The organism is Desulfosporosinus sp. OT, assembly GCF_000224515.1.
In the GTDB taxonomy this organism is placed as follows: domain Bacteria; phylum Bacillota; class Desulfitobacteriia; order Desulfitobacteriales; family Desulfitobacteriaceae; genus Desulfosporosinus.
On the sequence record NZ_AGAF01000008.1, the window covers coordinates 1 to 21,832 of the forward strand.

Genomic DNA, 21,832 nt, shown 5'->3' on the forward strand with positions numbered 1-21,832 from the left:
ATTGTTAATATTGGTCTAATACTAATACCATCCGTAGGGATATGGGGCATAGGCGTAAGGGTACGAGGATGGGTAATAGCGAGGTCTCGCAATAGTAGCCCCTAAACCTAAACCCAGAGCAAAGGGAAAAAATCCAAAACCAAACATGAGATCAACTCCTTTCATACGTTATACTCCATAATATGGAAAATACATATATCTAGTGCATGAAGAAATTGTTGATCTCTACTTTGGGCCAAATGCAAAAATCCTCGAAAACAAAAAACCTGCCGCTGGCATCGGCCCCTTAAACAACCCCCATATTGTCGCTCAAAAAGGAGTTTTCACAGTATTTCCTCATGACAAAGTGATTGTCCCGCTGAATCTTTTCCCGTATGCATCAAACTATCTCGTTGAGATCTGTGTTGCCGCTGAAAAAATTCCTGAAATCCTTATGGAACTTGAGCGTTATGACGTGACAAGATTCTCACTCTACCCGGATATCACTCAAGTTAAGGAGCAAATTAACTTGGAAGTCCAAGAGGAAGGCCAGTTGCCTTCGGTTACCCCCAGTTCGATTGTGAAAGTTCCAAAGTCACTGTAAATTTATCCAATTAACCACCTAATAACAATGCACCCCTTTGTTTCGCGAGGGGGTGCATTGCAATAATTTGTCATTAAGTAGGTTCCTAATTATTAACAAAAAGCATCCTGTCGTTATCCAGTGTGTTTTTGCTCTGCTGGGAAAACAACTCCATCAGGCGGGGAACAGTCATATCTGCCCGCTCTTGTCCTGAAATATCCAGAATTATTTTTCCGCGGTCCAGCATAATGGTTCGCGATCCAGTTTTAAGCGCGGACTGGATATTGTGGGTGATCATCATAGTGGTGATACTTTCCTGACTGACTATGTTTTTGGTGATCAGCATAATCTTTTCGGCAGATGCAGGATCTAAGGCTGCAGTATGTTCATCAAGCAATAAAAGCCGCGGAGTACTAATGGTAGCCATGAGCAGGGACAACGCCTGCCTCTGACCACCGGAAAGTAGACCAACTTTGGTTTTCATGCGGTTTTCGAGTCCCATGTTAAGTTGCGCGATTTTCTCGCGGAAAATTTGCACGTCTTTGTGATGCACACCGATACGCAGGACGTTTTTGCTTTTGCGGTTATAGGCCAGAGCTAGATTCTCCTCAATCGTCATGTCCGGGGCTGTACCTTTCACAGGATCTTGAAACAACCGGCCGATCATAGATGCCCGCTTATGCTCAGCCATGTAGGTGATGTCATCTCCCTGCAGCAGGATTTTGCCTCTATCCAGCCAAAAGGTGCCTCCAATAGCGTTAAACAGCGTGGACTTGCCAGCACCGTTGGAACCAATGATCGTGACAAATTCGCCTTTGGTAAGGGAGAGGTTTACATTATTCAGCGCTACATGTGCGTTAGGTGTGCCCTCTAAAAAGGTTTTGCTCGCGTGTATGATTTCAAGTATTTTACTGCACCCTCTTTCTCATGCCGCTCAACTGAATGCGCTTTTGAATTACGGGGATGGACAAAGCAATGACGACAATCACCGCTGAGACAACCCTGAGCATATAGGCGGGGAAAATGCTTGATTTAAGCGCTGCTGCAATGATAAAACGGTAAAGAAGGGAGCCGAATATAGCAGAGAACAGGCCTATTGTCAAGGATCGGCGGCCAAAAATAGCTTCGCCGATGATAGCAGAAGCCAGACCTACCACCATGATGCCGATACCTGAACTGATGTCGGCATAGCCCTGATATTGGGCAAGCACCGCACCGGACAACCCGATACAGGCGTTCGATATAGCTAAAGCTATGATTTTCATGGCATTTACATTGATAGAGGAAGCCCTGACCATATCCTCATTATTGCCGGTGGCGCGAATGCACAGGCCCAGATGGGTCTTGAAAAACCAGATTAGAATAACTGTGCACAAAAAGCAGTAGATGAGCGGTATTAGGGTTTTCAGCAGTTCCTTGTTGACAGTGAGCCAGGCCAATTGATTAAAAATACTGTCACTACCGATCAACGACAGGTTGGAGCGGCTGCCAAGAATATAGAGATTAATACTGTACAAGCTACTCATAGTCAGGATACCTGCCAGTATGGGATGAATCTCCATCTTGGTTTGTAGAAGACCAGTAACTGTTCCCGCTGCAGCTCCGGCCGCGATGGCAAGCAGAATGCCGAGAAATGGGTAACCCGCTACTGTCATGACGGCTGATACTGAAAGTCCCAGTGTAAAACTCCCGTCAGCGGTCAGATCGGGTATATTGAGTATTCGGAATGAAATATAGATTCCCAGCGCCAGCATACCGTAAATCAATCCGAGCTGAGCAGAGCCTATCATTAGAGTCATAAATCCTGCCTCCTGCGAGAAAAACGATCATTATTATTGGATAATCTTGGCGCTATTCAGCACGTCTTGTGGGACTGTCACTTTAATTGCCTCCGCGGTGGTCTTATTGATAACGGTTGTAAAATTAGACACTGTAATAGACGGAATCTTGGCCATGGGAGTACCCTTTAAGAACTTATACGCCATCTCTGCCGTCATGCCGCCGATGGTAGTGTCGTCAATACTGATTGTAGCAAACGCACCGGATTGAACCATGACTGCAGAGCTGCCGTACACCGGAATCTTAGCATTTTTGGCAATTTCAGCGACCTGTGGCATGGCGCTTTGCACCATGCTGTCATTAGGGATGAAAAAAGCATCCACTTTTCCCACCAGGGACTGAGCAGCCTGTTGCACTTCGGAAGAGGCGGTCACTACGGCTTCCTTATACTTTAACCCGTTTTGATCCATATACGCTTTAGCATTCTTAATAGTGGTGACGGAATTTATTTCGCCGGTATTGTAAATCAGACCGTAAGTTTTGCGGTCGGGTGTCAGCTTATCGGACAATTTGAACATCTCGCTGACGGGAATGGCATTAGAGGTGCCGGTGGCATTTTTATCCGGCACATTCATATTGGAGATGATAGCAGCTCCTACGGGGTTTGAAACTGAGATAAAAAATACGGGGATACCGCTATTCATATTAACAATGGCTTGTGACGCCGGAGTTCCAATCGTAACTATAAAGTCCTTTTTGGCGTCTACCATGGTCTGACAGATGGAATTAAGAGTAGCTGTGTCACCATTGGCATTTTTGTAGTCAAAAACCATTTTATCTTCCGAATAACCAAGCGAGCGCATTTTGTTGATGAAGCCCTCGCGCATGTCGGTAAAGGCGCCGTTGTCGGCAAGCTGGATGACACCTACTTGAGTCACGTGGGATGAAGCATCGCCATTTGAAGTTTTTTCTGTGCTGCAACCGACAGTAACCAGAAGCATCATAAAGACTAGTAAACTCGCAAATAATTTTTTCATTTTTTAATCCTTCCTCTCATAAAATTTTGATTGGCTTGATTTTTTAAGATGACACGCAGAGTTACCAAAAACAAATAAAATGGCCTGTCCTGATACGGATATCCGTAATCAAGGACAGACCATACGTCTGCGGTGCCACCTTGCTTGGTAATATAATACTACCCACTTTAAAGAGTGCCAACATACTCTTAGCCCGATAACGCTGGCCTTGCGTCGCGACATACTAAAAAGCCTAAGCTTTCGTTCCCTGCGCCCTCCGTAGTCCATTTGCCGTACCGCTTTCTGCCGGACTTACAGCCCCTCCGACTCTCTGAAAGTGCGCTTACGGTTTGATCTCTACATTATCGGTTTCCATTTCACGGTATCATGCCCTCAATAAATTGTCAAGATTTTAGTGAGAGACGTACATATTTTATCGTTATAGAGAATTTTAGATGAACGTATTACGATTAGAGGATTTTTATAGAAGACGTCGAAATCGATAAATTATTAGTTTTGACTATATTGTTAAGTAGAGATTCGGGAGGGCAAAACACCCTAAAAAGTGAGTGGTAAGAGATGATGCATTGTCAACTACGAAGTGGACAGGTTCTTAATATTCGTAAGGCAAAAGATGAAGATGCCTCAATTATTTTAGACTACATTAATAAGGTAGGAACAGAGACAGATAATCTAACGTTTGGTGAAGGTGAATTTGGTGTTTCCGAAGACGAAGAGGCGACGATTATTAAAACTATTACGAAATCAGATAATCAGCTCATGCTTTGCGCGTTCATAAATGGTAAGCTGGTAGGGCAATTGGTATTTAGAGGAGGCTTAAGACCACGCATAAGGCATGCAGGAGAGTTCGGGATTACGGTTTTAAAGGAGCATTGGGGTAAAGGAGTAGGTAATGAATTAATAACTTGCCTGATTACTTGGGCGAGAGAGTCGCACATAATTAAGAAGATCAATTTAAGGGTCCGCAGCGACCATCATAATGCGATTAATTTGTATAAGAAATTAGGTTTTGTCGTTGAAGGAACAAGTAGTCGGGAGTTCTTAATTAGCGGTCAGTATTTGGATTCCATCCATATGGGGCTAGAGATTGATTAAGTTAAGATATTATATGAAGTAATTAATCCGTGCTTTAGTGCCAGAGTTAATGTAATACTAAAAAGAGGTTTGATAGATGGAGATAAGATTAGAGATTCTTACAATAGACAGTTTGTTCCAACTTCAAATGTTGATGGAAAAATCGAATGATTATCTAACATTTCAAGATGAGGGACCAGTAAAACCGAGCGCAGCTCAAGATTTATTTAAGGCAAGCCCAGATGGAATTGAGGATAAGGACAAAGTTATACTGGGCGTATGCAATGTACAAGAGCAAATGGTAGGCGTATTTCATTTAATCAAAGGTTATCCTAATCCAAAAACATTAACTTTAGGCTTAATGCTACTTGAGCCTAACAGCCGTGGTAAAGGAATTGGAAAGAAGGCTTATGATGTTTTGGAAGAATGGGTTGTTAGTCAGCGATTTAATAAGATCCGTTTAGGAGTCTTATTTGGCAATGAAAAAGGTTTGATTTTTTGGAAAAAAATGGGATTTACTGAAACGGGAGAAGTTAAACAATATTTATCCAAAAAAGTTTTTGTACTGGAGAAACACATTGGGGCGTGAAAAATATGGTCATAAATTCATGATCTTTAAGCAATCAATGACGCCTAATCGTGGTGATAAAACGAGCGGACAATGCCTTGTACAAGGACAAGAGTATGGGAAGAAACTGGGTGAAGGCTGCCTGAAGGAAGTGCCATCCATTTGTTGGTATGGCAAAGTGTACCATACGATTTTTATAAATAAAAATATTTCGAATAGGACGTTCAAAACTATAGGAGTGATCCAAAATCCACAATATTTATTTCTCTTTTGAAAGATTCTATCGGCAAGTTAATTCTATTGATTCCTGATATCATTGTGTTAACAGTCTGAGAAATTTCGGTAATAAAGTTGTGTAGTCTGTGCCTTGTAAAATCCTGGTCATATATCAGTTTACTATTTAAGAGATTATTTAACTGATATTCCTTACTTGAAAAGTATTCATCAAATTTTTCTTCTATGATGGCTGGGCCAAAGATAGCTGCTTGGCGACATATATATAATCGGCACAGAGGAGGCAGGGCATCTTTTGGCAAGACACAACCAATGTCACAAACGAAGGGACATTGGTTTAGACCAGTCTTCATTTCTAACATGATTCCGTTATAACCCTTAATTATTTGACCGTTTTTCAATATTAACTCATAAATATCAGGGTAATAGAGATATAAAAAAGCTAAGTCGAAAAGACAAAATTCTGGCTCATAAGAACAGCAGCCAATTTTTTTATGTTCATTATTTCGGTAACATACTGAACATAGATTAGTGCAAATACTAGGACGCAAGGGGTCATTAATAATTGTAAACTCCGCTAACACTGCAGAATACCTCCTTTTACTGCCTAAAATTCTTTGTGTGTAGATCTATATCCTCTAATTATTTTACTGCATGCAAAATTTAAAATTAATAGCTAATGTTAATCGACGTCGGTATTAACTTCGAGTAGTAAAATGCTAAAAGGAATATGCTCGGATCGGAAAAAGGACTTCGAAGTTCATCTTCGGAGTCCTTTTTGCTCTAATTGGGCCTACAGGTACGTCCCCTTGCAGGTGCAAGGGCTTTGTACAGATTAGGGCAAGATCAGGTTGTGATGAGACGATACTTAATTTTGATGTAAGCATACAATGCTTAAGAATGTGCCTGTAATAGTTGACATATAAATTTATATTACATATAATAATCGTAGATGATCTATATAAATAAAGACCTTCAGGGGTGTGAAATGGAAAGAAAAATTAATTTAATAGGTTGTTTTTCTATGGATTGGATAAGGTACAGTGATTATGAATATGAGATTGACTCTGAAGGAAGTCTGTACGTTAAGCCCAAAGAAAATGCTAGTTTTTCAATGTATAATCCCTTTAACGTTGCCAATGATCTCTTAATTGATTTCCTGAAGATAGGTGAGGCAGCTAGAGTATATTTCAAAAACAAAGACCAAGCAGTCTATGAAGAATTAAAAAGATTGGTTTTTCTTTATGCAAAGAAATATGGGCTATTGGGATTAATCAGCGCTAGTACCTATAACTATAATGTTATTGGTGATGAAGATGTATTGCTTATGAAAAACAATTTTATTCAACAAACAGAAAGAAGTATTGATGTATTAACCTACATGAAATTATTTACTCCTTTTGCTGATAAAGACGATCTAAGTGTTATGGTTTATAAAAACAGTGTTGACTTGGTTAAAGGTGAGGATTCGCCTAAATTTTACGGTAAAAGGCCTCTGGTCATGGACTTGATTTTCTCAAAATTCTATGCTGAAAAGTTAGATTGGATTATTAACTTTGCTGGAATGCTTGCAGAGCATTTTAATCAACTTTTAGTTTATAGAGCTTCGGCCAATTATCTTACAGAACATGTGACGATTCTAGCAGATACATTTAAGGCCAATAAGATCGGATTTACCATTAATCAGCTAGACAAAACCACGATTTCATGGAACTTTGATTCATTAAAAACGACCATAGAAGTTATATATGCATTTGCTGTAACCGATGAGAACATTTTATTAAGCCGCTGTGAGCATTGTGGAGATTTTTATATTGCTTTGTCAAATAGGGAGAAATATTGTAATCCTGCTTGCCGAAACAGGGCAAATGTCCAAAAAAGCAGACAAAGAAAAAGCGAACTTGAAGCTCAGTAAAAGAAAGGATATAGAAAATGAGGATTTTGATTTTAAACGGTAATCCTAAAGCTGATTACGTAGAATTTGATTCATATATTGAGGACTTGAAGCAATCCTTAGAGTATAAGAGTCATAAGGTAAAGAATATTATGCTGCGTAACCTTCAATTACATGACTGTATTGGATGCTACACTTGCTGGCTAAAAACGCCAGGGGTTTGTTGCTTTAATGATGGAATAGAGGATATTTTAAAAGAATATCTTGCTGCGGACGTTGTAATATTATCTTCACCGATAATCATGTACTATGTTAGCGCCTTACTAAAGCGAGTTAATGATAGATTACTTCCACTTGGACACCCTTTTTTGGTCCTAAGAGATCATCGTATGTCCCATGTGCAGCGTTACAACCGTTACCCAAAAACAACATTGCTATTAGATAACCAGAAAGAATTTGATAGAGAAAGCTTTCAATTAATTGAATTGGTATATAAAAAATCGGTTCGGGGTTTGGCAAAAATTTGGAGTACCAAGCAAAATGTGGAGGAGATAACTGATGAAGTTGTCAATATTTAATGGGTCGCCTAAATTAGGTATCAATAACACAGGAATTTTGCTGGAGAGTTTTATTACTGGCTTTCAAGAAACACCTGATAATGAAGTTGAAATGATTCGTATGAACAATGAACAAAGCTATAAGGATGCGGCAATACGTTTTGAAGCGGCTGAGGCTGTCTTAATAGCTTTCCCGCTATATAGCTATGCGATGCCAGCTGGGGTAAAAACTTTTCTCGAACAATTAGAACCATTATTGGGAAAGTGTACGGGGAAGAAGGTGGGGTTCCTTGTTCAGTTTGGGTTTGTTGAAGCTATACATGCTCGAGGACTTGAAAAGTATTTAGAGCATTTAACCAAGGCCCTGGACTGTGATTATGAAGGAATAATTATCAAAGGCGGTTGTGATGGTATATCAAGAAACAAAAAAGGTGCTAAGAAGATACTGATGGGTGCATATGAAATAGGCAAAACCTATGGTATAGAAAAGGTTTTTAATAAAGAGCAATTAGATAAATATTCCGCGCCAGAAATACAAAAAAAACAAAATCCATTTGTGATGAAAATCCTGTTCAGACTAATAAATAAATTATACTGGGAGAAATCATTTAAGAAGAATGGTGTCACCTATGAAAGCAGCTTTGCCCGACCCTATGAGAATTAATTTGCAGGGACATCCACTTCTCAAAGTGGGTGTTCCTTATTCTGCTACGTATTCATAGAAATAATCATGTTCCCAGGCAGAAGCACTGAAATGAAAAAGAAATTAATTGAAAGAGTCTTTTTTTAATACATACTTATCTCGGCAATTGACGGAAGAGATATAAAGGGTGACTAAACCTGTGGCGTCTTTATTGGGTGCCCTAAGGTCTAACACCTCAAAACACTACTGGACATAAGTGATGATCAGGAAATTCAACAAGGTATAGAAACAAGAATAATATTCATGATACCAATACCACCAACCAGCAAAGCAATCCCTGCCAAAGCACCGAAAACCGATGTGATAATGGTAAGGATTGAACTGAACTGCTCCATCATCTGTTCATTGGTCTGAGCCTGATATCCTTTCTTCACCGCATGCCGCATCTCTAGAATACTAACGCTCTGAACTGTATCAGCTTTTAATTGATCGTCTTTCTTTACACGTAACTCTGTTACTGAACGTACATGGGAAATTGGACTGCGGATGGCTATTGGAGCGCAGCGCAGTGACATTCTGATTCAGTTCCTCGTGAAATCGGCTACCATTGCCGCACTGGGGGGTGGTATAGGCAGTTTGTTGGGTATTGGTATAGGAGCAGTTATTTCTTGGATATTGAAAATGCCCATCGTTATATCATTTGGAACGATTCTGTTTGCCTTTTGTTTTTCTTCGGGTATTGGTATTATATTTGGTCTTTACCCGGCCAACCGAGCCGCTAAACTCGATCCCATCGATGCCCTGCGCTACGAATAATAATATCAATTGCTTGAATAATACATCCTAATGATGATCCAAGCATGAGCCCCTTCTTAAGAGTATGCTTTCTGCCAGTTTTTACGATACATAAAGAAAAGTTGTAGCTCCGGTAAAACTTATCATAAGACTTAATATTTGTCCTAATATTGCTTCCTTCAAGAGAAGTAGCCGCCCTTTTTAAACCAACAAAAATTCCTAATGAGCTTTCACGATACGATCGTTTGGATATTTTTTTGTCATCAAAGGAGCTTGGAGGTTTTTCCTTAAAACAAGTATGGGAGTCTAAATCAGTTAAATACTGATATAGACCCCCATACTTGTTTAGAAAGCTGTATTAGATAATTTCTCGCTTACTTGAACCGAGAAATTGCCTTCTCGATTGAATCTTTCAGCTCATTCCACGATTTTTCGGTTCCCTCTTTTACATCTTCCCAGCTGTGTTCACTGTTTTCTTTGAGCTGTTCGTATTTAACCATGAACTCATCTCTTTTTCTTTCCAGGTTATCCATTTGATTAAGGTACTCTAATTTCAAATCTGCCTTGGCTAAAGCAATCTCAGCTTTCATCTGACCTAATTTGGCATTATATTGTTTTAGGTTAGCCTCAATCTTGTCCATATAGACTTTGCGTTTTTCCACTTTAATTCCTCCCTTTCTATTTATCCAAATCAAGGGTCATTACGCAATATCCCACTACCAAATCTCGCAATATGTTTTACCTACTAAAAATCATACCATTTCTAGCATACTTCAACAAGACATACCTTTGTTGATCCTAATAATTATTTAGCTGTGTTAGAAACTAAGTGAACTCTTACAGAGCTCTCCTGCCGAAGTGGTTGGAGGGCTTTGTTTATGAGTAATTCACAACTTGAAGGCGATCTTTGTGAACGAGTTCACTGGCGGACCTTTATTGTTAAGAAATTCTTAATAAATATGACCATATAGCTGTAAGATTTGGTTGATATTATAGCCTGGAAAGAAAACGTAAAGGGTGTGATATAATTTGTTCTACTTAATAAATGGGAGGGATACGTCATAAAGATACTAGTCTGCGATGACGATCAAGAAATATTAGAAGCTATAAAGATCTATTTAACAAATGAAGGCTATGATGTATTTAAAGCTTCCAATGGATTAGAAGCCTTGCAAATAGTCGATGAAAATGACATTCAGCTTATTATTATGGATGTTATGATGCCGCAAATGGATGGCTTAAAAGCCACTATCAAGATTCGAGAAGATAAAAATATTCCGGTTATCATGCTGTCAGCCAAATCAGAGGATACTGATAAAATAATGGGATTAAATATGGGCGCTGATGACTATATAACCAAGCCTTTTAACCCTCTGGAATTAATCGCCAGGGTAAAGTCCCAGCTGAGAAGATATACCAGCCTAGGTAGTCAAGAAACCAAAAGCTATGTCTATAAAAGCGGCGGACTAGTCATAGATGATGAGAGTAAGCAAGTAATTGTTGATGGCGAGGAAGTGAAACTTACTCCGGTACAATATAAAATATTAAAGCTCTTGACAGCTAACGCGAGCAAGGTATTTTCAATCGATGAGATATATGAACGAGTATGGAAAGAAACTGCCTTTAGTGCGGAAAATACGGTAGCAGTCCATATCAGAAGGATACGAGAAAAGATTGAAATAAACCCGAAGGATCCGAAATACTTGAAGGTGGTATGGGGAATTGGATATAAAGTGGAAAAGATATAGCTATTCACTGACGGCAAAGTTAGTCGCTTTTGTCATTGCAATAGTATGCATCACTAGTGCTATAACCATATTTATAAATGTTGTGGGCTTGCACAATAGTGATTTCGGAATTGCTTTTGAAGACAGCTATTTTCTGGGTAAAGATTATATGACTGACAGCAGTGATGTGATTCAGAGTTTAAAAGCGATAACCGAGAAATATAAAAGCGAGGAAAATATCCTGAACGGCGGATCAATCAATGCAGATGTTTTGGAAAGTCAAGAACAAGAATTATATTATAGAGATTTTGAGTATAGTTCAAAGAGCTATAATCCAAATTTAACCACTGAAGAGAATTATAAGGTGTTCAAGGAAGTTTATGCTGATAAGATTTCCAAAGTAAAGGATCAATTAATTCAGGAGGACCTCCGCGAATATAGAGAATCCTTACAAAGATTAGCTGAATATAAAGGTCTCGTCTATTATGCTAAAAGTGGTACCAATGAAATTTCTAAAACGCCTAATAAAGCTAAAGACTATTTTAAATCATTTCCGTCCTATATGATATCGGATAGCTCTGAACAGAAGGTGTTTCCAGAAGAAGTTAAAGACAATTTTCATGCGAACGACCTCAATCAATTAGGACCACAGGACGTTATGTATGTGGCCTTTACAGATGAGTTTTTAAACCCCAGAATTGCAACATGGAATGCCAACAAGTTATTGGTTAGAAACTATTTATATCAAATGGCAGGTTTTACTTTAGCACTAGCAGTAGCTTTTATATATATATTATTAGTTATAGGCAGAAAACCAGAGGAGCAGCAAGGTGTCCCTTTAAACTCTATTGATAGGATCTATAATGATATCAAGATCGTGATTGGCATTGTACTTATCACAATATGGCTTGGGACTATAATTAAATTGGACCGTGCTAGGATCTATGAACTTATATTTCCGATTACTCTGTTGACAGCTACCTCGGTACTTACACTGGTTCTATCTATTGTCAAGCATTTAAAATACAGAACCCTGATAAAACATTCCTTAGTCTATAGCATCTTCAACAAACTTTTTGATTTTGTCAAAGAAATCTATAATAGCGGTAGTGTAGCTGTAAAAGTGGTTTTATTAGCACTAGGCTATCCTGTAATAGTCGCTTTAACTTTCTTCATGTTCCCCATAACTTTAGGCGCAGCGGCATGGCTAGCGCTCAAGAAAGTGAAGGACTTAAATGCCATAAAAGCAGGTGTCAAGCAAGTAAAAGAAGGGGATACCCACTTCACAATAAATGTTTCTGGGGATGGAGAATTTGCCAGACTGGCTGCTGATATAAACTCTATAACTGAAGGTTTGAATAAAGCCGTTGACAATGAGATCAAAAGTGAACGTTTAAAGAGTGAATTAATTACGAATGTATCGCACGATATTAGGACGCCCCTAACCTCCATTATTACCTACGTTGATTTATTGAAATATGAAAAAGACCAGACCAAGGCCTCAGAATATATAGAAATAATCGAACAGAAATCTCAACGGTTAAAAGTACTCACCGAGGATTTATTTGAAGCAACTAAGGCTGCTAGCGGCAACATTCCTGTGAACTTTGAAACGATTGATTTGGTATCGTTAATCACTCAGGGCTTGGGCGAATTTGATGATAAGATCCAAGCATGTGCTTTAGATTTTAAAATTAGCTCTCGCGAAAAAGAGTTTATTTACGCAGACGGGAAATTATTATGGAGAGCTATTGAGAATCTGTTATTAAACATCTTTAAATATGCCCTGGCAGGTTCAAGGGTATATATCAATATTATTGATTCAGGATCTGTGGTAATTCTGACGATTAAAAACATCTCTGCCTATGAACTAAATATATCTGCTGACGAGCTCATGGAACGTTTTAAGAGAGGAGATGAATCGCGCAGCAGTCAGGGCAGCGGTTTAGGTTTATCCATTGCCAAGAGTCTCATAGAAATTCAGAAAGGATGTTTTAATATTGAAATAGATGGGGATTTATTCAAGGCGATAATCCAGATGAACAAAGCAGAGTAGTAAATTGCTAGAGGAGAATAGCAATTTACTAGATCTGAGAAGCCACATGCTTCGCTAGAAATAGACATTTAGAAGATATTCTAAATGTCTATTGTCTTTTTGCCTCAGATGTACTACAATTTCATTTAGAAGATCATCTAAATGAAAGGAGGGGGAGCATGGGGTTTCATGAATCACTCAAAGCGATGTCAGACAAAACTCGAAGAGAAATCCTTAATCTGCTCAAAAATGGTGATATGACTGCGGGAGATATTGCCGCCAGCTTTTCTATGACTCAAGCGACGGTATCCCACCACCTTTCCGTTTTAAAAGATGGTGGACTTGTATCGGATCGACGAGAGGGTAAGTACATTTTCTATGAGCTGAATACATCAGTGATTGAGGAAATTATGGCCTGGTTAATTGATTTGAGAGGGGTTGATCAAAATGAAAAATGAAAAGATGCTGTTGAGATTAATGTGGGCAATTGCCATGCTTCCGGTGATTGTTACGGTTTTTGTGTTTGATAGGCTACCAGAGCAAATACCAATGCACTGGAATATATATGGTCAGGTTAATGCTTGGCACCCCAAATTTCCATGGATTTTTTTGATGCCGGTAATTGGAATTTTAATCACTATCATGGCAACTGTTTTGCCCAGAATTGATCCCAAAAAAGAAAACTATGAACGATTTAAACCACAATACTTTATCATAAGACTAATTTTAGTTGTGTTTTTTGCAATCATGCATATGGTGATTATCTCGATAAGTTTGGGAGCTACTTTTATCAAAGTGGATACAATCATTAAATTAATGGTAGGTATTCTTTTTATCGTTCTCGGAAACTTGATGCCGAAATTTAAACAGAACTATTTTGTAGGTATTAAAACCCCCTGGACTCTTGCCAATGAGGTAGTATGGGCAAAGTCTCACCGCCATGGTGGATTCGTATGGTTTATTACGGGTTTTGTGCTGAGTGTTCTGGCATTTCTGCCGGGCAAAGGAAGTGCAATTGCCTATTTTGTTTTAATACTCCTTGCTTCAATCGAGCCTATTTTATATTCTTGGATTCAGTTTAGGAAACAAAAATTGGGATGAAATTCCCCAACTTGACTACAACCGCGGCTGGAAGCGTGACCTGAAAAGACAACGTTTTTATGTATGTCGATTTGGAGGTATTTAACAACTTATGGAGAACTCTTAAGAAATTGACTGAATATTAATTCTAAAGGAGTGACAATGTAATGGTTAAAATAACAGAACTTGCAGCCCAAAAAGTTAAAGAAATACAAAAAGTTAAGAACAAAGAAAACGCATTTCTTCGGATTTATCTTGTGAGTGAAGGCTGTGGTATTCCGAATTTCGGCTTGACTCTTGAGGAATCTAAAACTGATGACGATATTGTTGATGAAGAATATGGCATTTCTATACTCACAGATATAGAACTGGCTGCTACTTTAGAGGGCACCATTGTTGACTATATCGAATGCAAGACCGGCGGAGGTTTTGAAATACGCAAGCCAAAGATGGACCATGCCGAAGGTTGTGGTGGAACTTGCGGAAGTTGCAGTGGTAGTTGCTAATATGATAGGAGAGAACATTGCCACAACAAATGCCCTGCAAGACAAAATGAGCAGACAGACTTGACCTGAATGAAATTAACTAATGATGGGGCATTTATAAGATGGACTTGAAATGTCAGATCGTTTCTTTTGAACGGTCTGGTATTTTTTTCTTTTTATAGGAATACTTCTGTAATATTGGGAGGAATTGTTGTATAGATGTAGAATTTTAGTTTAAAAGTTTTCAAATAAAAGAGCATCTCAATTTTTACCGATGATGTGAACTAGACGGCCGAAATGGGTGGTCGTTTTTACGATTATTGATTAACATAAAGTGCAAATTTGAAGTTAGAAGGGGGTAGAATGATGCCATTTGGCTACATGGGAAAAATACTTTGGGTAGGCCTAACGACGGGAAGCATACAGGAAGAGGAAATACAAGATAACCTTTATAAGAAATTTTTGACAGGTTATGGCTTAGGAGCAAAGATAATATTTGACAGACTCCAGCCTGGGGTAGATCCGTTGAATCCAGAAAATATATTCGGTATGATGAGCGGCCTCTTAACAGGCTCTGGTGCATTTTTCTCAGGACGCTGGATGATTATGGGGAAAAGTCCGTTAACAAATACTTGGGGCGACGCTAATTGTGGAGGATATTTTGCTCCAGCAATTAAGTCTGCTGGATATGACGGTATATTTTTTGTGGGTAAAAGTAAAAAACCTGTTTACTTACTGATCGATGGTGATAAGAAATCGCTCATAGATGCCACCGATTTATGGGGAAAGGATTCCAATGATACGATTGATTGCTTAACAAACAGGTATGGCGCTCACTTTAAAACAGCTTGCATCGGACCGGGCGGTGAAAAAATGTCAAGGATTTCCGGGGTTGTAACTGATAAAGGAAGGCTGGCGGCAAGAAGCGGATTAGGTGCTATAATGGGCTCTAAAAACTTGAAAGCAGTATGCCTTGGTGGTAACAAGAACGTCAATATCTTTGACCAACAGACCATATCAAAATTGGTCGAGGATTTTGCCCAGCAGTTCTATATCTATAGACATCCATTGAAAGATAAAATCTTAAATGAAGCGACAAATATGCCAATATTATCGGGCGCTATACGGTTTTTAAGTGAACATGAAATGATGCCATCCATAAGTGGAGAAATAGAAAAATACGCTATGAAGACATGGGGAACATCCGGCACAGTAGCCTATTCTGCCAACACTGGTGATTCGCCGGTTAAAAATTGGAAAGGTGTCGGTTATATCGATTTTCCAGGTAGGTTAACCCAAGAAATTTCCAATGATTCGGTAACTAAATACGAAACAGACAAGTATGGATGTTACAATTGTCCACTTTGTTGTGGTGGGAAAGTAGCTGTTAAGGAAGGATCCTATCCTATTTCAGAAACTCATAAGCCCGAGTACGAGACGATTTGTGGTTTTGGGACCATGCTGCTTTGCAATGATATGCCCAGTATAATCAAAATTAATGACCTGTTGAACCGTGCTGGTATTGATACAATCAGCTGTGCGGATACTGTTGCTTGGGCTTTTGAAGCCTATGAAAACAAGGTAATCAACTCCACCGATACGGAGGGTTTGGAGTTAACTTGGGGTAATGAAGAAGCGGTAGTAAAACTGGTAGGAAAAATTGCCAACGGGGAAGGAATTGGAAAATATCTTATGAACGGTGTTAAATTAGCATCCGAACATTTTGGAAAAGGCTCAGAAGCATATGCTATGCATGTGAGAGGACAAGAATTACCGATGCATGACCCACGCAATCCCGATGGTACGAGTCTAGGGGTTGGATATGAAGCAGAGCCAACACCAGGTAGACATACTAGTACTCTGGACTGTTGCAGTTTATATAGACAAGCACCGAGTAAGAAGTTAACAGACAAGAACCTTCATCCTATGAAGAATAAGTGCACGGATGCAGCTCCGGGTGATAGTTTAAGGGATGCCAGCTGCTTTATGGATCTTATCAACGGTTTTGGACTTTGTGCTTTTGCTTTTGACGAAGGAGTTACACCACCTATTATTGAATGGGCTAATGCTATGACAGGATGGAACCTAAGTTTTGAAGAATACTTGCACATAGCACGAAGAATAAAAACTCTTCGCCATTCATTCAATATTCGAGAAGGCCTAAACCCTATGGAATTTAAGATGCCAGATAGGGCAAGGGGCATCCCGCCTTTAGAGAAAGGTCCCAACGCAAAGATTGAAAATGATTTTGATAAAGGAAAGATAAACTATTTTAACGCCATGGGATATGACTTAAACACTGGCAAACCGCTTGTTGAAACACTTGATATGCTGGATTTACCTGAGGTTAAGAAAGCCTTGTACAAGTAATACATATTTGCCTAGACAGATACTCTATACCAAATTAGTACCTGGAGGTGTGTATGTTTCCACAAATTCTAATAGTAATAGTCTTTATCATAGATTTTATCATTAACTTGTATGCCGATAGAAAGAGAAAAGAAACACTTAAAGTGCTGACCAAACCCCTGTTAGTGCCCTTAATTATTCTTTTCTATTTGACAAGTGCAGAGGATATTAACTGGTTTATTGTAACTGCTTTATTTTTCGGTTTTCTTGGTGACGTCTCATTGTTATGGGGATCAAAAAGAATATTCTTTGCAATTGGTTTGTTCTCATTTCTTGTTGGTCATCTGCTTTACATCCTGGCTTTTCTACAGTCAATACCACATTTTGAAGTTATTCCAATCTGGTTCTTAATATTTTTAATCCCATATATTCTATATGGCTGTGCACTTCTGAGAATACTTAGGCCAAACCTGAACAAAATGATAGTTCCGGTTTCTATTTATATGAGTATCATCCTGATGATGAGTTTCACCAGTTTATGCTGTATTTGGAACGGGTTTACACTACAATTCATATTACCATTCATAGGTTCCTTATTATTCATAGTCTCTGATACAGTACTTGCATATAATAACTTCAATGCACCTTTAAAAAATTACGAGACACTTATCATGGGTACTTATATTTTCGCACAGGTTTTAATTGTTGCTGGCTTTTTATATTAATAACTGAAGTCAAAATTTACTAAACATTTTTTTACATTTGCGTGATTGATTGTTTAAAGTACGGTTATATTCGGTAGTGGTCGTCAATTAATAAATGGGAAGAAACTGCATAATCACTGCCTGAAGTAAGCGATAATGGATCATGGTTCGAAGGTTCCTACATGAATATTTATATAAAAGTCATTTGCTTTATAGACAAAGCAAATGGCTTTTTGTGTTAAAAAATATAATAATAATCAACTTAAGAATCAGATCAAATGGATTGATAGATCTTGTAATAGCAAATTGAGAAATGGAAATAGTAGATATAGAAGGGAGTTTTTAGCGTGCTGAAACTGTTTAAGTTTTTAAAACCATACTCAGCAATGATAGCAGGTGCTTTAGTTTTAATATTTTTACAAACGCTGGGAGATCTTTATCTTCCTACATTGATGTCAGATATTATAAATGACGGGGTTATGCAAGGCGACACCAGTAAGATTCTAAACATTGGAGGATTTATGCTCTTAGTTGCTGGTGGAGGGGCGCTGTGTTCCATTTTAGCCAGTTACTTGTCATCGAGATCCGCTGTGGGCTTAGGTACAATTTTACGAAGTAAGGTATTTGGGATCGTTGAAAGCTATTCACTGCACGAATTTGATAAATTAGGTACTTCAACACTAATAACCAGAACAACTAATGACATCAACCAGGTTCAAATGGTGGCTGTGATGATCTTACGAATGATGGTTAGTGCCCCGATGATGGCAATTGGAGGTATCGTTATGGCCTTACAGGAAGACAGAGAGCTGACATGGGTGCTTGCGGTTGCCATACCTATTCTGGCTGCTGTTATTGCCTTAATTGCCTCAAGGATGATCCCACTCTTTCGATTAGTTCAAGTTAAAATTGATAAAATGAACCTTGTACTCCGCGAAAAGCTCACAGGGATTCGAGTCATTCGTGCTTTTAATACCGTGGAACTGGAATTGAATCGCTTTGATAAGGCTAATGTTGACCTGACAGATAATTATATTAAAGTCAATAAGATCATGGCATTTATGATGCCCTCCATTATGCTGGTTATGAACTTTACTTCCTTGGCTGTGCTCTGGTTTGGTGGAATCCGCATAAGTAATGGCGACATGGATCTGGGGGCACTTGCAGCATTCACCCAATATGCTATGCAGATTATGTTTTCGATGCTGATGTTATCATTGATGTTTATTATGGTCCCTCGCGCCCAAGCCGCTGCAGTAAGAATTAATGAGGTCCTAGATACTATCCCTGAAATTACCGATCCAGATGAAACAAAGGACGTCTTTACTGAGAAAGGTAACTTAGAATTCAAGGATGTAACCTTTTCTTATCATGGAGCTGAAGAACCTGCCTTACGTAACATATCCTTTTTGGCTCGGCCAGGGAAAGTAACAGCAATTATTGGTAGTACCGGTTCCGGCAAATCAACTTTGATCAATTTAATTCCAAGATTTTATGATGTGGACGGTGGGAGTATCTTGATTGATGGCGTCGATGTGCGGGAGATGTCACAGGAAACCTTACGCTCTAAAATTGGTTTTGTACCGCAAAAAGCGCAGCTATTTTCCGGAACGATTAGTGAGAATATTAGATTTGGCAACGACCAGGTCACAGATGAAGAAATCAAGCATGCCGCGGAAATTGCTCAAGCAAGTGAATTTATCGCTAATTTTGAAGGCGGTTTTGAACACCAAATAACTCAAGGTGGTACCAATGTATCGGGTGGACAGAAACAACGTCTCTCCATTGCCCGGGCCTTGGCCAGAAAACCCGAAGTATATATCTTTGATGACAGTTTCTCTGCTCTGGATTTCAAAACAGATGCCCGACTAAGAGCAGCTCTAAAAAAGGAAATTGCAGTAGCAACGGTTATTATTGTTGCCCAACGAGTAGGTACAGTGATGGATGCCGACAATATTATTGTTTTGGATAAAGGACAGCTTTCTGGAACGGGAACTCATAAGGAACTATTAGCCACCAGCGAGGTATATCGTGAGATTGTAGCATCGCAGTTGTTGGAGGAGGAAATTGCATGAGTGAGCAAGATAGGCCACAAAAACCTGCTCCAAGACCTGCGGGTGGAGGATTTGGCGGTGGCTTTGGCGCACCTGTCCAAAAAGCTAAGAACTTTAAAGTAAGTTTAAAAAGGCTCTTAAGATATTTAAGTCCCCATAAAATTAACCTAATAGTTGTCGTTGTATTTGCAATTGCCAGTACGATCTTTACCATAGTTGCGCCTAAAGTGGCCGGCAAGGCAATGAATAAGCTACAGGATGGCTATATGGCTAAGATGATGATTCAACAAATGTCAGAAGCACAAACTAAGGCTGTTCAGCAAATCAACGTGCAAATGAGGCAAAAGCAAACTCCAGGAGTAGGGTTAAGTCAACAGGTACCTACAGACCCAGATGCTCTTAAAGCCGTGCAAGAGTTCATGCAGCTGCCTATGCTAAGTACGGTGACAGACCCTAACCAAAAGGCTGACATAGTCCAGAAAATAATGGACTTAGGTAAGAAAATGCCGGGTAATGCCCAAACTGGAGAAGAGAATGTGAAACTGACCCAGGATCAAATTAATGGGGTAATTCGGGCTATTCGCGAAACCAATGGAGAGTATGATTTTCATTACATTGGGATGATTGTCCTAATTCTCTTTGGAATGTATGTTATCAGCGCCCTATTTAGTTTAATTATGGGCCTAGTGATGTCGGGGGTAGCACAGAAAACTGTACGGGATATGCGCCGGCAGATTGATTTAAAACTGAACAAATTGCCCCTAAAATATTTTGATAAACATCCCCATGGCGATATATTAAGCCGGGTCACCAATGATATTGATACTATCGCAACCACTTTGCAACAAAGCATCACCCAAGTCATTACCTCATTAATCACTATTATTGGCTACATTATTATGATGTTAACCATTAGCCCTGTACTCACTCTCATAGTCATTGTAACATTACCGTTATATATTATTTCAACTGCCACAATCGCCAAGAAATCGCAGAAATATTTCGCAGCCCAGCAGAAAGAGTTGGGTCAACTCAGCGGTCATGTAGAAGAGATGTATACTGGGCATAAAATCGTAAAGGTCTTTGGCCGAGAGAAAGATTCCATTGAAATATTTGAATCAATTAATGACAGGCTGAACACAGCTGGCTGGAAAGCTCAATTTATTTCTGGTATTATGTACCCACTTATGAATTTCATTAGCAATCTAGGTTATGTAGGAATCAGTATTGTGGGTGGAATCTGGATTATTCGGAACCTTCTTGGGTTAGGTGATATTTTAGCCTTTATTCAATATTCAAGGTCTTTTACGATGCCCATTGCGCAAACTGCCAATATTGCTAACATCATTCAGTCTACTGTAGCTTGTGCGGAACGAGTTTTCGAGATTCTTGACGAAGAGGAAGAGGTACCTGAAAAGTCCGATGCCCAAGTCATCGAATTCTCGAAAGGTCGGGTTTGTTTTGAACACGTCGATTTCCGTTATGAAGAGGATGTACCGTTGATTGAAGATATGAACCTTAATGTAGAGCCGGGGCACACCGTAGCCATTGTAGGTCCGACCGGGGCGGGTAAAACCACCCTAGTAAACCTTCTGATGCGATTCTACGAAATCAATGCAGGCATAATAAGGATTGACGGGGTAGACATAAGAGATATAAAACGCAGCGAACTGAGGCAAATGTTTGGCATGGTATTGCAGGACACTTGGTTGTTTAATGGAACCATTAAAGATAATATAGCCTATGGTAAACAAGGAGCAACGATGGATGAAATAGTACAGGCAGCAAAGGCAGCCCATGCAGATCATTTTATCAGAACGTTGCCTGATGGCTACAATACAGTGCTCAACGAAGAGGGAACAAATATTTCTCAGGGGCAAAAACAATTGCTTACCATAGCCCGAGCTATTCTGGCCGACCCGATTATTCTGATTCTTGACGAAGCTACCAGTAGTGTTGATACAAGAACAGAGGTCCTAATTCAAAAGGCTATGGCCAATTTAATGCAAGACAGAACTAATTTTGTCATTGCCCACAGGTTGTCTACTATCCGCGAATCAGAACTTATCTTGGTGATGAATAAAGGAAGAATTATTGAAATGGGGAATCATCAAGATCTGCTCGCTAAGGCTGGCTTCTATGCAGATCTCTATTATAGTCAATTTTCTGATCAAGACTCAGAAGCGGAAGTTGGATAAAACTATTTACACCGCTGGCATAGAAATGAAAAATATCAGGAGCAGACTCATCATGGA

Annotated in this window: 22 protein-coding genes; 16 read left to right on the plus strand and 6 right to left on the minus strand. The window is 39.2% G+C overall.

Annotated elements, in window-relative coordinates; genetic code table 11:
- The first annotated feature begins 202 nt into the window (after nt 1-202).
- Nucleotides 203-583: a hypothetical protein gene (locus DOT_RS00405; RefSeq protein ID WP_009612789.1), complete on the plus strand. Its 381-nt coding sequence runs from the start codon at nt 203-205 to the stop codon at nt 581-583.
- Nucleotides 584-668: 85 nt separating this feature from the next.
- Here DOT_RS00405 and DOT_RS00410 read toward each other — a convergent pair whose 3' ends face one another.
- From DOT_RS00410 to DOT_RS00420, 3 genes are read right to left on the minus strand one after another with little or no spacing between them, the layout of a single operon-like run.
- Complete coding sequence (locus DOT_RS00410; protein WP_040410837.1) at nt 669-1,469, minus strand: ATP-binding cassette domain-containing protein; 801 nt, start codon at nt 1,467-1,469, stop codon at nt 669-671.
- A 1-nt stretch (nt 1,470) separates the two neighbouring features.
- Nucleotides 1,471-2,361, minus strand: a complete 891-nt coding sequence (locus DOT_RS00415) for an ABC transporter permease (RefSeq protein WP_009612791.1) — start codon at nt 2,359-2,361, stop codon at nt 1,471-1,473.
- A gap of 33 nt (nt 2,362-2,394) precedes the next feature.
- On the minus strand, nt 2,395-3,378 hold the full coding sequence (locus DOT_RS00420) for an ABC transporter substrate-binding protein (RefSeq protein WP_009612792.1): 984 nt from the start codon (nt 3,376-3,378) through the stop codon (nt 2,395-2,397).
- A gap of 558 nt (nt 3,379-3,936) precedes the next feature.
- Here DOT_RS00420 and DOT_RS00425 point away from each other — a divergent pair.
- Nucleotides 3,937-4,473: a GNAT family protein gene (locus DOT_RS00425; protein WP_009612793.1), complete on the plus strand. Its 537-nt coding sequence runs from the start codon at nt 3,937-3,939 to the stop codon at nt 4,471-4,473.
- Between the two features lie 76 nt (nt 4,474-4,549).
- Nucleotides 4,550-5,041, plus strand: a complete 492-nt coding sequence (locus DOT_RS00430; RefSeq protein WP_009612794.1) for a GNAT family N-acetyltransferase — start codon at nt 4,550-4,552, stop codon at nt 5,039-5,041.
- Nucleotides 5,042-5,250: 209 nt separating this feature from the next.
- On the opposite strand, the gene DOT_RS00440 is transcribed toward DOT_RS00430, so the two are convergent.
- Nucleotides 5,251-5,838, minus strand: a complete 588-nt coding sequence (locus tag DOT_RS00440; protein ID WP_009612795.1) for a hypothetical protein — start codon at nt 5,836-5,838, stop codon at nt 5,251-5,253.
- Between the two features lie 404 nt (nt 5,839-6,242).
- Between DOT_RS00440 and DOT_RS00445 the strand changes: the two genes are divergently transcribed.
- The 3 genes from DOT_RS00445 to DOT_RS00455 are packed head-to-tail and all read left to right on the plus strand — an operon-like array spanning nt 6,243 to nt 8,369.
- The gene (locus DOT_RS00445) at nt 6,243-7,169 is read left to right on the plus strand and encodes a CGNR zinc finger domain-containing protein (protein ID WP_009612796.1); all 927 of its coding nucleotides are present in this window, start codon (nt 6,243-6,245) and stop codon (nt 7,167-7,169) included.
- 17 nt (nt 7,170-7,186) lie between these two features.
- Nucleotides 7,187-7,726 (plus strand): flavodoxin family protein, encoded by a 540-nt coding sequence (locus DOT_RS00450; RefSeq protein WP_040410839.1) that lies wholly within the window; start codon nt 7,187-7,189, stop codon nt 7,724-7,726.
- Nucleotides 7,707-8,369: an NAD(P)H-dependent oxidoreductase gene (locus tag DOT_RS00455; RefSeq protein WP_009612798.1), complete on the plus strand. Its 663-nt coding sequence runs from the start codon at nt 7,707-7,709 to the stop codon at nt 8,367-8,369. Before DOT_RS00450 ends, DOT_RS00455 begins: the two co-directional genes overlap by 20 nt.
- 251 nt (nt 8,370-8,620) lie before the next feature.
- Here the strand turns inward: DOT_RS00455 and DOT_RS00460 are convergent, their stop codons facing one another.
- Nucleotides 8,621-8,923, minus strand: coding sequence for a hypothetical protein (locus tag DOT_RS00460; protein WP_040410840.1), 303 nt, complete (start codon nt 8,921-8,923; stop codon nt 8,621-8,623).
- On the opposite strand from DOT_RS00460, the gene DOT_RS00465 reads away from it, so the two are divergent.
- Complete coding sequence (locus DOT_RS00465) at nt 8,895-9,164, plus strand: FtsX-like permease family protein (protein WP_009612800.1); 270 nt, start codon at nt 8,895-8,897, stop codon at nt 9,162-9,164. The two genes, DOT_RS00460 and DOT_RS00465, sit on opposite strands and share 29 nt — an antisense overlap.
- 353 nt (nt 9,165-9,517) lie before the next feature.
- On the opposite strand, the gene DOT_RS00470 is transcribed toward DOT_RS00465, so the two are convergent.
- Nucleotides 9,518-9,805: a hypothetical protein gene (locus DOT_RS00470; RefSeq protein WP_009612801.1), complete on the minus strand. Its 288-nt coding sequence runs from the start codon at nt 9,803-9,805 to the stop codon at nt 9,518-9,520.
- 399 nt (nt 9,806-10,204) lie between these two features.
- Between DOT_RS00470 and DOT_RS00475 the strand changes: the two genes are divergently transcribed.
- From DOT_RS00475 to DOT_RS00515, 9 genes are all read left to right on the plus strand, one after another.
- Nucleotides 10,205-10,891: a response regulator transcription factor gene (locus DOT_RS00475; protein WP_040410841.1), complete on the plus strand. Its 687-nt coding sequence runs from the start codon at nt 10,205-10,207 to the stop codon at nt 10,889-10,891.
- Nucleotides 10,866-12,926: a HAMP domain-containing sensor histidine kinase gene (locus DOT_RS00480; protein ID WP_009612803.1), complete on the plus strand. Its 2,061-nt coding sequence runs from the start codon at nt 10,866-10,868 to the stop codon at nt 12,924-12,926. The genes DOT_RS00475 and DOT_RS00480 overlap by 26 nt, the downstream gene beginning before the upstream one ends.
- 158 nt (nt 12,927-13,084) lie before the next feature.
- Nucleotides 13,085-13,363: an autorepressor SdpR family transcription factor gene (locus DOT_RS00485; protein WP_009612804.1), complete on the plus strand. Its 279-nt coding sequence runs from the start codon at nt 13,085-13,087 to the stop codon at nt 13,361-13,363.
- Nucleotides 13,353-14,006: an SdpI family protein gene (locus DOT_RS00490; protein ID WP_009612805.1), complete on the plus strand. Its 654-nt coding sequence runs from the start codon at nt 13,353-13,355 to the stop codon at nt 14,004-14,006. Before DOT_RS00485 ends, DOT_RS00490 begins: the two co-directional genes overlap by 11 nt.
- Before the next feature lie 146 nt (nt 14,007-14,152).
- The gene (locus DOT_RS00495) at nt 14,153-14,491 is read left to right on the plus strand and encodes an iron-sulfur cluster assembly accessory protein (protein WP_009612806.1); all 339 of its coding nucleotides are present in this window, start codon (nt 14,153-14,155) and stop codon (nt 14,489-14,491) included.
- Nucleotides 14,492-14,836: 345 nt separating this feature from the next.
- Nucleotides 14,837-16,840, plus strand: coding sequence for an aldehyde ferredoxin oxidoreductase family protein (locus DOT_RS00500; RefSeq protein ID WP_040410842.1), 2,004 nt, complete (start codon nt 14,837-14,839; stop codon nt 16,838-16,840).
- A gap of 53 nt (nt 16,841-16,893) precedes the next feature.
- The gene (locus DOT_RS00505; protein ID WP_009612809.1) at nt 16,894-17,544 is read left to right on the plus strand and encodes a lysoplasmalogenase; all 651 of its coding nucleotides are present in this window, start codon (nt 16,894-16,896) and stop codon (nt 17,542-17,544) included.
- A gap of 326 nt (nt 17,545-17,870) precedes the next feature.
- A complete protein-coding gene (locus tag DOT_RS00510) occupies nt 17,871-19,598 on the plus strand; it encodes an ABC transporter ATP-binding protein (protein ID WP_009612810.1) in 1,728 nt (575 codons plus the stop codon).
- Nucleotides 19,595-21,775 carry an ABC transporter ATP-binding protein gene (locus DOT_RS00515; RefSeq protein WP_009612811.1) on the plus strand — a complete coding sequence of 727 codons (2,181 nt, stop codon included), beginning with the start codon at nt 19,595-19,597 and terminating at the stop codon, nt 21,773-21,775. Before DOT_RS00510 ends, DOT_RS00515 begins: the two co-directional genes overlap by 4 nt.
- The last annotated feature ends 57 nt before the right edge of the window (nt 21,776-21,832 follow it).

What these genes read in the sequence shown, in the direction of transcription:
- DOT_RS00415 (WP_009612791.1), bottom strand. Translation starts at nt 2,361, where the DNA reads ATGACTCTAATGATAGGCTCTGCTCAGCTCGGATTGATTTACGGTATG.
- DOT_RS00420 (WP_009612792.1), bottom strand. Translation starts at nt 3,378, where the DNA reads ATGAAAAAATTATTTGCGAGTTTACTAGTCTTTATGATGCTTCTGGTT.
- DOT_RS00425 (WP_009612793.1), top strand. Translation starts at nt 3,937, where the DNA reads ATGATGCATTGTCAACTACGAAGTGGACAGGTTCTTAATATTCGTAAG.
- DOT_RS00430 (WP_009612794.1), top strand. Translation starts at nt 4,550, where the DNA reads ATGGAGATAAGATTAGAGATTCTTACAATAGACAGTTTGTTCCAACTT.
- DOT_RS00445 (WP_009612796.1), top strand. Translation starts at nt 6,243, where the DNA reads ATGGAAAGAAAAATTAATTTAATAGGTTGTTTTTCTATGGATTGGATA.
- DOT_RS00450 (WP_040410839.1), top strand. Translation starts at nt 7,187, where the DNA reads ATGAGGATTTTGATTTTAAACGGTAATCCTAAAGCTGATTACGTAGAA.
- DOT_RS00455 (WP_009612798.1), top strand. Translation starts at nt 7,707, where the DNA reads ATGAAGTTGTCAATATTTAATGGGTCGCCTAAATTAGGTATCAATAAC.
- DOT_RS00465 (WP_009612800.1), top strand. Translation starts at nt 8,895, where the DNA reads ATGGCTATTGGAGCGCAGCGCAGTGACATTCTGATTCAGTTCCTCGTG.
- DOT_RS00460 (WP_040410840.1), bottom strand. Translation starts at nt 8,923, where the DNA reads ATGTCACTGCGCTGCGCTCCAATAGCCATCCGCAGTCCAATTTCCCAT.
- DOT_RS00485 (WP_009612804.1), top strand. Translation starts at nt 13,085, where the DNA reads ATGGGGTTTCATGAATCACTCAAAGCGATGTCAGACAAAACTCGAAGA.
- DOT_RS00490 (WP_009612805.1), top strand. Translation starts at nt 13,353, where the DNA reads ATGAAAAATGAAAAGATGCTGTTGAGATTAATGTGGGCAATTGCCATG.
- DOT_RS00495 (WP_009612806.1), top strand. Translation starts at nt 14,153, where the DNA reads ATGGTTAAAATAACAGAACTTGCAGCCCAAAAAGTTAAAGAAATACAA.
- DOT_RS00500 (WP_040410842.1), top strand. Translation starts at nt 14,837, where the DNA reads ATGCCATTTGGCTACATGGGAAAAATACTTTGGGTAGGCCTAACGACG.
- DOT_RS00505 (WP_009612809.1), top strand. Translation starts at nt 16,894, where the DNA reads ATGTTTCCACAAATTCTAATAGTAATAGTCTTTATCATAGATTTTATC.
- DOT_RS00515 (WP_009612811.1), top strand. Translation starts at nt 19,595, where the DNA reads ATGAGTGAGCAAGATAGGCCACAAAAACCTGCTCCAAGACCTGCGGGT.